Annotated in this window: 12 protein-coding genes; 5 read left to right on the forward strand and 7 right to left on the reverse strand. The window is 63.1% G+C overall.

The window, feature by feature from the left end; translation table 11 throughout:
• From RRB22_08505 to mnmG, 5 genes are all read right to left on the reverse strand, one after another.
• Nucleotides 1-334 (reverse strand): ParB/RepB/Spo0J family partition protein (locus RRB22_08505; GenBank protein MDT8384442.1); only part of this gene is annotated, 334 nt, incomplete at its 3' end.
• A gap of 117 nt (nt 335-451) precedes the next feature.
• Complete coding sequence (locus tag RRB22_08510) at nt 452-1,249, reverse strand: AAA family ATPase (protein ID MDT8384443.1); 798 nt, start codon at nt 1,247-1,249, stop codon at nt 452-454.
• Nucleotides 1,250-1,287: 38 nt separating this feature from the next.
• The gene (gene rsmG / locus RRB22_08515; protein MDT8384444.1) at nt 1,288-1,971 is read right to left on the reverse strand and encodes a 16S rRNA (guanine(527)-N(7))-methyltransferase RsmG; all 684 of its coding nucleotides are present in this window, start codon (nt 1,969-1,971) and stop codon (nt 1,288-1,290) included.
• Between the two features lie 30 nt (nt 1,972-2,001).
• On the reverse strand, nt 2,002-2,478 hold the full coding sequence (locus RRB22_08520) for a DUF302 domain-containing protein (GenBank protein MDT8384445.1): 477 nt from the start codon (nt 2,476-2,478) through the stop codon (nt 2,002-2,004).
• A 28-nt stretch (nt 2,479-2,506) separates the two neighbouring features.
• The gene (gene mnmG, locus RRB22_08525; GenBank protein MDT8384446.1) at nt 2,507-4,441 is read right to left on the reverse strand and encodes a tRNA uridine-5-carboxymethylaminomethyl(34) synthesis enzyme MnmG; all 1,935 of its coding nucleotides are present in this window, start codon (nt 4,439-4,441) and stop codon (nt 2,507-2,509) included.
• Between the two features lie 617 nt (nt 4,442-5,058).
• Between mnmG and RRB22_08530 the strand changes: the two genes are divergently transcribed.
• Nucleotides 5,059-6,327 (forward strand): (Fe-S)-binding protein, encoded by a 1,269-nt coding sequence (locus tag RRB22_08530; protein MDT8384447.1) that lies wholly within the window; start codon nt 5,059-5,061, stop codon nt 6,325-6,327.
• 148 nt (nt 6,328-6,475) lie between these two features.
• Here RRB22_08530 and RRB22_08535 read toward each other — a convergent pair whose 3' ends face one another.
• Nucleotides 6,476-7,045 carry a DUF1415 domain-containing protein gene (locus tag RRB22_08535; GenBank protein ID MDT8384448.1) on the reverse strand — a complete coding sequence of 190 codons (570 nt, stop codon included), beginning with the start codon at nt 7,043-7,045 and terminating at the stop codon, nt 6,476-6,478.
• 1 nt (nt 7,046) lies between these two features.
• Nucleotides 7,047-7,622, reverse strand: a complete 576-nt coding sequence (locus RRB22_08540) for an MOSC domain-containing protein (protein ID MDT8384449.1) — start codon at nt 7,620-7,622, stop codon at nt 7,047-7,049.
• Nucleotides 7,623-7,858: 236 nt separating this feature from the next.
• Here RRB22_08540 and RRB22_08545 point away from each other — a divergent pair, with 236 nt between their 5' ends.
• The 4 genes from RRB22_08545 to RRB22_08560 all read left to right on the forward strand — a co-directional run bounded on the left by RRB22_08545 (nt 7,859) and on the right by RRB22_08560 (nt 12,407).
• The gene (locus RRB22_08545; protein ID MDT8384450.1) at nt 7,859-8,764 is read left to right on the forward strand and encodes a MoxR family ATPase; all 906 of its coding nucleotides are present in this window, start codon (nt 7,859-7,861) and stop codon (nt 8,762-8,764) included.
• Between the two features lie 25 nt (nt 8,765-8,789).
• Nucleotides 8,790-9,833, forward strand: a complete 1,044-nt coding sequence (locus RRB22_08550) for a DUF58 domain-containing protein (GenBank protein MDT8384451.1) — start codon at nt 8,790-8,792, stop codon at nt 9,831-9,833.
• Complete coding sequence (locus RRB22_08555; protein MDT8384452.1) at nt 9,830-11,875, forward strand: DUF3488 and transglutaminase-like domain-containing protein; 2,046 nt, start codon at nt 9,830-9,832, stop codon at nt 11,873-11,875. Before RRB22_08550 ends, RRB22_08555 begins: the two co-directional genes overlap by 4 nt.
• A gap of 88 nt (nt 11,876-11,963) precedes the next feature.
• The gene (locus RRB22_08560; GenBank protein MDT8384453.1) at nt 11,964-12,407 is read left to right on the forward strand and encodes a hypothetical protein; all 444 of its coding nucleotides are present in this window, start codon (nt 11,964-11,966) and stop codon (nt 12,405-12,407) included.
• Nucleotides 12,408-12,889 lie beyond the last annotated feature (482 nt).

Genomic DNA, 12,889 nt, shown 5'->3' on the forward strand with positions numbered 1-12,889 from the left:
GCACATCGCGCACCACGGCGGGGATCTCATGCAGGCCGGCGATCTGCGCCGCGCGCCAGCGACGCTCGCCAGCGATGATCTCGTAACGCCCGCCACCGATGGGGCGGATCACAATCGGCTGCACCACGCCCTGCGCCCTGATGGAGTTGGCCAGCTCCTCCAGGCTCTCGGGGTGCATGTCCGTGCGAGGCTGATACTTGCCCGGCTGCAACAGGTCCACCGGCACCTCGCGCAGCTCGGTGCCCCCGACATCCGCGGCCTCGGTTGCCGACGCCATCGAACCCCCCAGCAAGGCATCCAGTCCGCGCCCCAATCCTCGTTTTTTTGCCGCCATGTTATCTACAACCCTTGTTTATCCGTTTATCTACCAAACTGTTTCACGGCCTGTTTCATGACCTGATTTGCAACCTGCTTCACGACCTGTTTTACGCCAAAAAGGGCCGCGCCCCCTTCAGGCATTGGCGGCCAGCACCTGTGCGCCCGCCGCCTTGTCACGCCGCAGCATCTCGCCCGCGAGGGCCAGATAGGCCTGGGCGCCGCGCGAGCTGCGGTCATACATCAGCGCCGGCAGGCCGTGGCTTGGCGCCTCGGCCAGGCGCACATTGCGCGGGATCACGGTGCGAAACAGCTTGTCGCCAAAATGCTTGTTGAGCTGCGCGGTCACATCGCCGGAGAGGCGGTTGCGCGGGTCGTACATGGTGCGCAGCAGGCCGTCGATCTGCAGGAAGGGGTTCAGTGAGCCCTTCACCTCCTCGATGGTGTTCACCAGGGCCGTCAGCCCCTCCAGCGCGTAATACTCGCACTGCATGGGGATCATCACCGACTGCGAGGCCACCAGGGCATTGAGGGTGAGCATGTTCAGCGAGGGTGGGCAGTCGATGAGGATATAGTCGTAGCGGCCGATCACCTCGATAAGGGCGTCGCGCAAACGGCGTTCGCGCTGCGGCTGCTGCAACAGCTCCACCTCGGCCGCGGTGAGATCGGCATTGGAGGGCAGCATGTCGAAGCCGGCCTCACCAGTGGACACCACGGCCTCGGCCACGGTCGCCCGTTTCATCAGCACATCATAACTGGACAGCTTCACCGCGTGCTTGTCGACGCCGCTGCCCATGGTGGCGTTGCCCTGCGGATCGAGATCCACCAGCAACACCTTGCGGTGTGTTGCCACCAGTGATGCCGCCAGATTGACGCTGGTGGTGGTTTTGCCCACGCCGCCCTTCTGGTTGGTTATCGCAATGATCTTTCCCATTTTCGCTTCCGCCTAGTGTTTATCCAGCCAACGGCCTGTCAGTGAGCCACGCCATCCGGGACCCGTCGCAAACATACCACATGTCGATCTTCATCCAGCCCCGGCACCGTCACACGCTGCACCTGTTGCAGCTCAAAACCGGCATCCAGACCCACCAGCTCGGCGGTGGGGTCCGCGCCCTTCATGGCGAGGATGATGCCCCCCGGCACGCAGTGCCGCCCCGCCCCGGCGAGCATGTCCGCCACCGAGGCGAAGGCCCGCGACACCACCGTGTCGAAGCCCTGCCCCGGCTCAACCACAAACGCCTCGGTGCGCGCCTGCACCACCTGCACCGTGCCCAGCCCCAGCTCCGTCACCGCCTGCTGCATGAAGCGGGTCTTTTTACTGTTGCTGTCCAGCAGGACAAAACGGCGCCGGGGAAAGGCCTGCGCGCTCACCAGCGCCAGCGGGATACCCGGCAGACCGGCGCCGGCCCCCACATCCAGAATCCGCTCGCCCTCCCGCTCGTTATTCAACTCCTTATTAAGGAAAGGCAGCACCGTGAGGCTGTCCAGCAGGTGGCGCGTTACCATCTCGACGGGGTCGCGTACCGCCGTCAGGTTGTAGACGCGGTTCCACTTGTCCAGCAGGCGCACATAATCCAGAAGCCGGGCCTGAACATCAAGCGGACAATCCAGATTGAGGGCCTTTATGCCGGCAGCCAGTACGCGTTCCAGGGCCATAATCTGCCTGCCAGCCTCCGCCCGTGCCGGTCAGGGCTTGGTGGCGGCGTCGCTCAGGCCGTCCAGCGCCTGGGTCATTTTCGCCACGGTCTCGGCGCGATCCTCGATGCCGTGTCGCCCGGCGATATAGGCCGGATCATTGTAGGTCAGCCACACCTGGCCCTTTTCATCTTCCCAGGCCAAGGCCTTCAGGGGCAGATCGATGCCGGCGGTCTGCTGGCTGGTGAACATGTGGGAACCCAGCTTGGGATTGCCGAACATGAGCAATTCGGTGGGACGCAATGGAATACCGACAGCGTCAGCCTTCTCACTGTGATTCCAGCGCAGCGCCACGCCGATGCCCTTCTTTTTCAGCACCGCCTCCAGGCGATCCAGGGTGTCTTTCACGCTGTGCGCGCTCTTCTTGCTGATCATGCCATTGGCGGTGTGGTCATCTGCGACAGCGATACTCGCACCCGCTACCCACAAGATCACCAGCGCCGAAAGAATGTGCTTCATTGAATTCATAAGAATCCCTCCTGTAAACATGCCCGTTTTATGATTGATTGGTGCGCCGCCCTGCGGCGGGATCGGTAGACCCGCCCGCCTGGGGCCGCGCCAGCCCCTGCTTTTTCAGATGTACCAGCAGCAGCGAAATCGCCGCCGGTGTCACGCCGGAAATTCGTGATGCCTGCCCGATGGTGGTCGGTCGTTGCGACGTGAGTTTCTGACAGACCTCGATGGAGAGGCCAGTGACCTGACTATAGTCCATGTCGTCGGCCAGGGGCATCCCCTGCTTCTGTAACTGGCGGGCGATCTCGTCCGTCTGGCGGGCGATATACCCGGAATACTTGACCTGGATCTCCACCTGCTCGGCGACAATCGGGTCGGCCACGGCCTGCCCGGCGCCGGCCAGGGTCATCAGCTCGGCGTAGCGGGTATCGGGCCGACGCAGCAGCTCGTCCAGGCGCGCCTCGCGGTTGAGGGCCTGACCCAGCACCCGCTCCGCCGCCAGCGCATCTACCGTCGCCGGGCGCAGCAGGGTATCACGCAATCGCTGACTCTCGCGCTCGATGGCCTCGCGCTTGGTCTCAAACGCCGCCCAGCGCGCGTCGTCCACCAGGCCCAGCTCACGGCCCACCGGGGTGAGACGCAGGTCGGCGTTGTCCTCGCGCAGCAGCAGGCGGTATTCGGCACGCGAGGTGAACATGCGATAGGGTTCCAGGGTGCCGCTGGTGATGAGGTCGTCCACCAGCACGCCCAGATAGGCCTCGTCGCGGCGCGGGCTCCAGGCCTCCTGCTGGCGTGCCTGGCGGGCCGCGTTGATGCCGGCCAACAGCCCCTGCGCCGCCGCCTCTTCATAGCCGGTGGTGCCATTGATCTGCCCGGCGAAAAACAGCCCCGGCAGGTGTTTGGTCTCCAGCGACGGCCGTAGATCGCGCGGGTCGAAGAAGTCGTATTCGATGGCGTAGCCCGGCCGCGTGATGTGCGCGTTCTCAAATCCCACCATGGAGCGCACCAGCGCGTACTGCACATCAAAGGGCAGGCTGGTGGAGATGCCGTTGGGGTAGACCTCGTGGGTGGTCAGCCCTTCCGGTTCGACGAAAATCTGGTGCGAGGTCTTGTCCGCAAAGCGCACGACCTTATCCTCGATGGAGGGGCAGTAGCGCGGCCCCACGCCCTCGATGACGCCGCTGTACATAGGCGAACGATCCAGCCCGGCGCGGATGATGTCGTGGGTCTGCTCATTGGTGTGGGTGATGTGACAGGGCACCTGGCGCGGGTGATCGGCCGCCGAACCCATGAAGGAAAACACCGGCCGCGGGTCGTCGCCCGGCTGCGCCTCCAACTGCGAATAGTCGATGGTGTTACCGTCGATGCGCGGCGGGGTGCCGGTCTTCAGCCGATCAACCCGGAACGGCAATTCACGCAACCGCTCAGACAGGGCATTGGCCGGTGGGTCACCGGCGCGGCCCCCGGCGTGACTCTGCAGGCCGATGTGAATGCGGCCGCCGAGAAAGGTGCCCACCGTCAGCACCACCGTGGGGGCCTGAAACTTGAGGCCCATCTGGGTCAGCACGCCGGTGACGTGGCCGTCCTCCACCAGCAGGTCATCCACCGCCTGCTGGAACAGGGTCAGGTTGGGCTGATTCTCCAGCACCGTGCGCACCGCAGCCCGATACAGCACACGATCGGCCTGCGCGCGGGTGGCGCGCACCGCCGGGCCCTTGCGGGCATTGAGGCGGCGAAACTGGATGCCCGCCTGATCCGCCGCCCTGGCCATCAGGCCACCCAGCGCATCCACCTCTTTCACCAGATGGCCCTTGCCGATGCCGCCGATGGCGGGGTTGCAGGACATCTGTCCCAGGGTCTCGAGATTGTGCGTCAGCAACACCGTACGCGCACCCGAGCGCGCCGCGGCCAGGGCTGCCTCGGTGCCGGCATGGCCGCCACCCACGACAATCACATCAAAACGATCCTGGAAGAACATGGTTTCTCTCTACACCAGGGCAGACCCGCATCGCCGGGGCCACCCAAAAACGAACCGCGTATTCTACTGCCTGGCGAAAAAGTATCCAATGGGTTTCGCCGGACCGTCCGGGCCAATGTTAGGGTCGAGTCAGAACCTGACTGCCCGCACGTCCTACCGCAGTGATGGACGATCCCCTACTACCCCATGACCTACCCCATTGGGCGCAATGGCTGGCGCAAGACGCCGATGGCAGTTGGTGGGCATTCGAAGCCGAGCCCAACGAATACGATTACGCCAGGTACGAAAACGAGGTGGGCCGCTGCCGGCGATTGGGGGATGGGGCGGCGAATCCCCGCTGGCGCGCGTACATTTCGGAATACATCTTGCAACAGACGGGAAGATTGTTTATGCGGGGATGTCACAATGCGAGAACTGACCCTCTCGCTCCTCTCGCTCCATATCCCAATACCCATTGTAGTAAACCCAACAAACCCACCCATAAGCAACCACGCCTACACCTATAACCCATTGAAATATCAATGCTCTCACCCCTGGCACACCCCTTGCACTCACTATAAATATAAAGAACCAACCAACACCTATACGTCGACCACTTGATACAGGCAATGTAGTTAATGTCTTATAGCTTTGATCTGAATGATTCCTTTGCGGGCTTTACACCGCCAACCCCGCCAGATGGCTGTACCCAGTGTGGGATCTGTCTCTCCAGCTGCCCCACCTTCGCCAAGAGCGAAGATATGGAACAGTCACCCATGGGCCGCATCCGGCTGATGCGGTCGCTGGAGAACGACAGCAGCGAGGGCATGGCCCCGGAAAAATTGGATAAGCTGGAGAGTTGCCTCGGCTGTTACAGCTGCGAGTCCGTCTGCCCCTCCAGGGTCAACTACGGCACGTTGCTGGATGAGTCGCTGGCGCGGCTGCGCGAGCAACGGCCTCTGCCGCGCATCACCCGCATGATGCTGTGGCTGGCGTACAAAACCTCGTTTATAAGGCCCATCGTGCAAGTTACCTGGCTCGCACAGGTCATGGGCCTGCGCACGCTGTTGGCAAAGCTGGGACTGCTCAAGCTCATGGGCATGCAACGGGCCAATGCCCTGCTGGGTGAAGTGGTTTATCCCACAAGGTTAACAAACCGCGTCCAGCAACCCGGTCAGCGCGTTGCCCTCTTTACCGGTTGCTTCAGCTCGGTGATGGAGCAGGAGATCCAGCAGGCGGCCATTGATGTGTTCAACGCTCTCGGCCTGGAAGTGGCCCTGCCCAAAGGACAGTGCTGTTGTGGTGCACTGCACCGCCACAACGGCGAGCCGGAGACCGCAGGGAAACTTGCGCGGAACAACATCAAGGCTTTCTCCGCCGACCAGGCCGACGCCATTATTACCACCAGTAGTGGTTGCGGTGCCAGCCTGAAAAAGTACGGCGAGTGGCTGGAAGGCGAAGAGCTGGCAACGCCGGTGATGGATGTGAGCCACTATCTCGCCAATGCCTTAAGGCAGCACAAGTTGGAGTTCGACCATCTGCCTTTGAAAGTCGCAGTGCATACCCCATGCACCTTGCGCCCGGGCGAGGATCAGGAAGAGGCCGTTGCCGAGCTGTTGCAGAAAATCCCGGGGCTGGAGATCGTACCGTTGTCGGGAGCGCCGCGTTGTTGCGGCGCTGGCGGCAGTCAGATACTGAGCCAACCGCAGATGGCCGATGCGCTACGCGACGATATCGTCGACGAGATCAGGGCGACGGGGGCCGAAATACTCATCAGTTCCAATCTGGGTTGTGCGATGCATCTCAGGGAAGGGCTGGCGCAGGCGGGAATCGATATTCCTCTGCAACACCCCGTGCAGCTCATTTCTCAAGCAATGGTCAGAGATGAATGTGTATGGACTAATTGAGAATTATTCTTGGGATTGACGTCACAGTCACTTGTTATTGCAAAGCGCAGCTGGCTGCGACATTTGCTGAAGCTGGCCTCGTTTTCACCCCATGTGTTTTTAAAAGGTTAAATCTATTCGTGCCGGGATTTTTAGAGTAATCGTACTGCTAAAAAAGATAACCAAACAAACGACGCTTTTCGTCCTCACTCAGCGCCTTCAGCTTCTCGATGTTGCGCGCCGGAATACCCTCCGGATCGGTGAAGTGTTCCAGCGCCGCCTCGATGCTCGCTTCACGAATGATGTGCAGTAACGGATAAGGCGCTCGATTGGTAAGGTTCTCCGGCGACTCGGGCGAGACTCCGGCAAAACAATACTGGGGATGAAAACTGGCGACCTGGTATTCCCCCGCCCATTCAAAATCATCCAGCAGGGCGTCCACCAGATCGAGAAACTGGTTGTAGTCATCAAAACTGGCCAGCAGGTTGGGAATCACCAGCACGGTGGTTTCGATGCCCGTGCCGGCATCCGTCACTGGGCTCTCATCAATTAACCGCAACTCGTCTTGCAGTGTCTCCAGCAAGGCCAGCTCCGTGTCCGCGTCGCAGACCTGAATACGTACCTGTTTTTCTCGATAGGGTTTGGCCGCGAACGGACACAGGTTGAGACCGATGACCACCTGTTCCAGCCATTGCTCAACCGCCTTGATTGGCGAAACCTCACTTTCTGTATTCACGATTTCAACAACCCTCATCTACTGAATCGACACTTAATTTGCGGATGCTGTCACCCACGCCCACCTCGCCCGCCGACACGATTCTGGCGTAGACGCCGCGCAGCCGGTGGCGGTCACCCAGCGGCGAATTCACCACCGCCAGGGCCTCGGGGCCGAAACGCTGCCGGAATTTACCACAGCCGCGATGCGGCTCGGCGGTGATCTCCAGCAGCGCGTCCCCCACCTGCAATTGCTCGCCCACTGCAAGGTTGCCCACACTCAAGTCGAAGTCCACAAACAACTGGTCACCGGCCAGTGGCCAACGCGATTTGTCCTGCGTCAGCACCTCGATCATCCGCGCGTTCATGATCGCCACCTGCACCTCCGGGTCGGGCCCGCCGTCGGGCAAGCTTTTCCAGCAACTTGTCAGCCAGTTGTCACCGACCACACCCTGCTGGAGTGAAAACATCGCCCTCTCAAGCGACTCGCGCCGGTCGGTCGCCGGTCGCACCACCAGGGCCTCGACCCGGCCGATATCCGCGGGCGCCGCCAGCACCCAGTCCAGGCGGGACTCTATGACCGATAATGTCTGGTATGTCATGGACTTCGGATTCCACTTTGTATAGGTTCTAGGCATCTCATGCCTGACTCATGCGCAGCTCAGGCTTTGGGCGGCACCCGCCGCTATCTTAGCAAGACAATCAGCATGACAATCGATGCCAGCGTTTTATTCAGCGGGTGTCTCTACAAACAGATATCTCAATCAACAACACCACACCGATGAAAACCATGCCCGATAGCACGCCTGCAAGCACGCCCAACGCCACCCCCAAGACCATGCTCGACGCCATCATTGCCCACGCCAGCCGGATTGTGCTGGGCAAGGAGCGAGAGATCCGCCTGGCCCTGGCCTGCCTGCTGGCGCGCGGCCATCTGCTGATCGAGGACCTGCCCGGCGTGGGCAAGACCACCCTGGCCCACGTGCTGGCGCAGACCCTGGGCCTGCACTATCAGCGCATCCAGTTTACCAGCGACCTGCTGCCCGCCGACATCCTCGGAGTCTCCATCTTCGATAAGTCTGACAGCGGTTTCCATTTTCATCCCGGGCCGATCTTCGCCCAGCTGATCCTCGCCGACGAGGTGAACCGGGCCACCCCCAAGGCGCAGAGCGCCCTGCTGGAGGCGATGGAAGAGGGCCAGGTGACCACCGAGGGCGAGACCCGGCCACTGCCGACGCCCTTTTTTGTCATCGCCACCCAGAACCCCACCTACCAGATCGGCACCTTTCCCCTGCCGGAGTCGCAGCTCGACCGCTTCCTGATGCGCATCTCGCTGGGCTATCCCGACGCCAGCGCCGAGCGCACCCTGCTCAGCGGACAGGACCGGCGCAGCCTGCTCAAGACCCTGCCGGCCTGCATTGACCCGGCACAACTGACCGGGCTGCAGCAGGCCGCCGATCAGGTGCATGCCTCGGAGGCCCTGCTCGACTACATCCAGGCCCTGCTGGCGTTCAGCCGCCAGTCCCCGCAGTTTGCCGCCGGCCTGTCGCCGCGCGCCGGGCTGGCCCTGCTGCACAGCGCCAAGGCCTGGGCCCTGCTGGCCGGCCGCCAGCATGCCCTGCCGGAAGACGTGCAGGCGATCCTGCCGCAGGTCGTCGGCCATCGCCTGCGCAGCGCGGTCGACGGCAACGACCCGCATTCCGACGGCCTCAGCGCTCTGCTGCAGGGCGTGGCGATTCCCTGAGCGTCCGCCCCCGCCGCACGCCGCCATGCCAGCACCTCAACGCCCCGTGCACACCGCCCCCTCCCAGCCACCCGGCCGCCTCAGTCTGCAACGCTTTTTGCGCGGCGAGGGCCCCGAGGCCGGACCCATCCACCTGGGCCAGCGGCGAGTCTATATCCTGCCCAGCAAGATGGGCGTCTACATTGGCGTGATGCTGCTGGTGATGTTGCTCGGGGCCGTCAACTACAACAACAATCTGGGCCTTGCGCTAACCTTCCTGCTGGCCAGCATCGGCATCGTTGGCATCCTGCACAGCTATCGCAACCTGCTGCACCTGCGCCTCGACGTGGGACCGGTGCCCAGCGCCTTTTGTGGCGAGACCCTCGGCGTGCCGGTGCACCTCGACAATCGGGGCCAGGCCGCACGCTATGCCCTCAAGTTCTATTTTCCCCAGCAGGTCGCCCGCCAGCACAGCCTGCCGGCCTCGACCCGCACCAACACCATCACCGACCTCGGCGCCGATCACTGGCAGCGCACCACCATCCCGCTCACCACCCGGCAGCGTGGCCTGCACCCCCTGCCGCGCTTGAGCCTGCGCAGCACCTTTCCACTTGGGCTGTTTCAGGTGTGGGCCCATGTGCACGGCGATGCGCAGCATCTCGTGTATCCCGCCCCGGACCGCGCACACGGCCTGTTCACCGCGCCCAGCTTTCATCTCAACCAGGACGGTGACCGCGGCCAGGGGGCAGACGACTTTGCCGGGCTGCGCAGCTATCACAGCGGCGATTCACTCCGCCACGTGCACTGGAAAACCGTGGCCCGCGAACAGGGCATGCACACCAAGCAGTTCGGTGGCGACCGGGCCGAAGAATTATGGTTAGACTGGGAGGCCCTGCCCGGGCTGGATACCGAGGCCCGCCTGTCACGCCTGTGTCGCTGGGTGCTGGATGCCGATGCCGCCGCACTCCGCTACGGCCTGCGCCTGCCCGGCACCCACATCGCACCCGACAGCGGCCCCGCTCATCGCCACCAGTGCCTCAAGGCATTGGCCCTGTATCTCCCGCCACCGCCCATGTCGGATCAGTCATGAGCCGCGCAACCACCGCCTCTCACCGCCCCGCCGACCGCCGCCTCTTCCGCCAGCGGGTACGTCAGGCCCGGGCGCAAAATCTGTGGCTGCTGGCCGGGCTCAGCCTGGCACTACTGCCCCACTTCATCCGCCTGCCGTTGTTGATAATGCTGCCCAGCCTCATCCTGCTGGGCTGGCGGCTGCTGTTCGAGCTGGAGTATTGTTCCCTGCCCGCCCGCTGGCTGCGCTGGCTATTGACCCTGATCGCGGTCTCCGCCACCTTCGCCTCTTTTCATACCCTGGTGGGCCGGCAGGCCGGTGTGGGACTACTGGTGGTGATGCTCTGCCTCAAACTGATGGAGATGAACAGCCTGCGCGACGTGGGGGTGGTGATCGGGCTGGGGTTCTTCACCATCATCACCGTGTTCCTGTTTGACCAGTCGCTGTTTATCGGCGTGTACATGCTGGGCGTCGTCAGTCTGTTCACCGCCGCCCTCATCGCCTTCAGCCGCGAGCAGTCCGCCGCCCCCCAGTGGCAGAATTTTCGCCAGGCGGGCCTCATCATCGCCCAGGCCGTGCCGCTCACCCTATTGCTGTTTCTATTATTTCCCCGCCTGCCCGGGCCCCTGTGGAGCCTGCCCGCGGATGGCGGCGGCGCCTCCACCGGGCTGTCCGATTCCATGAGCCCCGGCAACATCAGCCAGCTCAGCGACAATGACGCGGTGGCCTTTCGCGTGCAATTTGACGGCCCGCCCCCCGCCGTGGAAAGCCGCTACTGGCGCGGGCCGGTGCTGACCCACCTCGACGGCGCCACATGGTCGAACCCCCAAAACGCCACCACCCACCGCGCCGGCACGCCGCTGCGCTACCACGCCAGCGGTGAGGCGCTGCACTACAGCGTCACCCTCGAACCCCATCAGCAACACTGGCTGTTTGCCCTCGACCTGCCGGCCGAGCTGCCCCGCAACAGCCACCTCAGCCCGGATTTTGAACTGCTCAGCGCCCAGCCGGTGCAGCAACTGGTGCGTTACGCCATGAGCTCTCATCTCGAGTATGGCCTGGCCATCGACCGCGCCCCCGACCCCGTGCGCTACCTGCAACTTCCCACCGACCGCGCCCCCCGCGCCCGAGACCTGGCCCGGCAGTTTCGCCACGCCGCCGGCGATGACGCCCGGACCGTCAGCCTCGCCCTGCAATATTTGCGCGAGCAGGCCTTTTATTACTCCCGCCAGCCGCCGCTGCTAGGCGCCGATCCGGTGGACGAATTTCTGTTCGACACGCGGCGGGGCTTCTGCGAACACTACGCCTCGGCCTTTGTGTTCCTGATGCGCGCCGCCGGCATCCCCGCCCGCGTGGTCACCGGTTACCAGGGCGGGGAGATGAACCCGCAGAGCGATTATTTCATCGTCCGCCAGTCCGACGCCCACGCCTGGGCCGAGGTGTGGCTGCCGCAACAGGGCTGGCGGCGAATCGACCCCACCAGTGTGATCCCCGCCGCGCGCATCGAGCACCAGCAGGATCTGGCCCGCATCCTGCCCGCACTGGCGGGCCTGGGCGAGGCACCCGGCTGGGCCACCGCCGCCTGGCGTCAGCTGCGCTTCGGCTGGGACCGCGTCAACCACGCCTGGAATCAGTGGGTGATCAATTACAGTGACCAGCACCAGCGGAATCTGCTGGGCCGACTGTTCTCTTCGTTGGGCCTCGGTGAATTTGACTGGCGCAAGATGGTAAGCCTGCTGCTGGCCGGCATGGCCGTGGTGGTGCTGGGCATTGCCGTGTACACCCTGCGATCCCGGCCGCGCGGCTCGCAGGACCCGGTGGTCCGCGCCTACCAGCGCTTTTGTCGCCAGCTGGCGCGGCGCGGCATCCCCCGCAGCGCAGCGGAAGGCCCGCTGGACTTCTCCCGACGCGCACGCCAACAGCGACCCGACCTCGAGGCCGCCATCGCCCACATCACCTCGCTGTACCTGCGGCTGCGCTACGCCCCGCCCAGCGGCAGCGAGCAGATCCAGCAACGCCAGCTACAGCAACTCCAATCCGCAGTGCGCCGCTTCCGGGCCTGAAGCGTATCCGCCCCGGCAACCACGCCATCCACCATTCTGCACGGCGCCCCTCGTGACCTCCGCCGGAAAGCGTGTATCATTCCATCCCATGAAAACACACACCCAAGCCACCCCGACCTCCACCCCGCGCGGCCTCCTGCTCGGCCTCGGCCTCTGCCTGCTGCTCAGCCTCGGCGCCTGCACCACCACGCCGGTCGATTCAGCGGCGGATAACGCCGCCAACCTGCTGGAACGCCAGCAGCAACAATTCGCCCAGGGCAAGCAACTGTTTCTCGACAAACAATACCTCGAGGCCGCCAACCTGCTACTACCACTCGCGCAACAGGGACACATCGAGGCCCAATACACCATCGGCTACATGTATCACTACGGACACGGCCTACCGCGCAACGAAAAAGAATCCCTCCGCTGGATCACCACCGCCGCCGCCCGCGGCCACCCACTGGCCCAACAGGCGCTGGCAATCCTCGACGCCTCGCGGGAGGAAGACGCCGCAGCCATCGCACCCACCGCACCGGTGAGCAAACCCTAAGGCGGATGTCCTGTTCGGCACTGCTGTACAACATCAAGTAATCAGGCAGGATTGGCACGTCTTCTGTGCCCGCGCGGCATAGATGGATTGCTGAAGGTAATTCAACGCCGCCGGATTTTTGGTTCCAATGGTTTTATGCTTAAAGGGCTTTGACCCCTTTAACTTTCCTTTAACTGACCCCTTTAACACGAAGCAATGGTGGGCAATGGCCCACCCTACGAAAAATGCGTTGTAGGGCGCAATAACCGAAGGGCATTGCGCCGTATGCCAGTCGCCACGGAAAAAAAGAACAAAGGGGTCAGGTATGAATGGCACTTACTTAAGGCATGGGTCCGTATTTTTCGTCATTCCGGCGCATACCCTCGGGGCATAAAGGCTAGAATCCAGGGAAACCACCATTGATCCCTAGCGTGATTTTGTGGGCGTACTAAGTCGGCTTACTACGTACTCTAACTACGTACTAGTGGGTGTTATTAAAGAGA

It is taken from the genome of Gammaproteobacteria bacterium, from assembly GCA_032250735.1.
Taxonomy (GTDB): Bacteria; Pseudomonadota; Gammaproteobacteria; order SZUA-152; family SZUA-152; genus SZUA-152.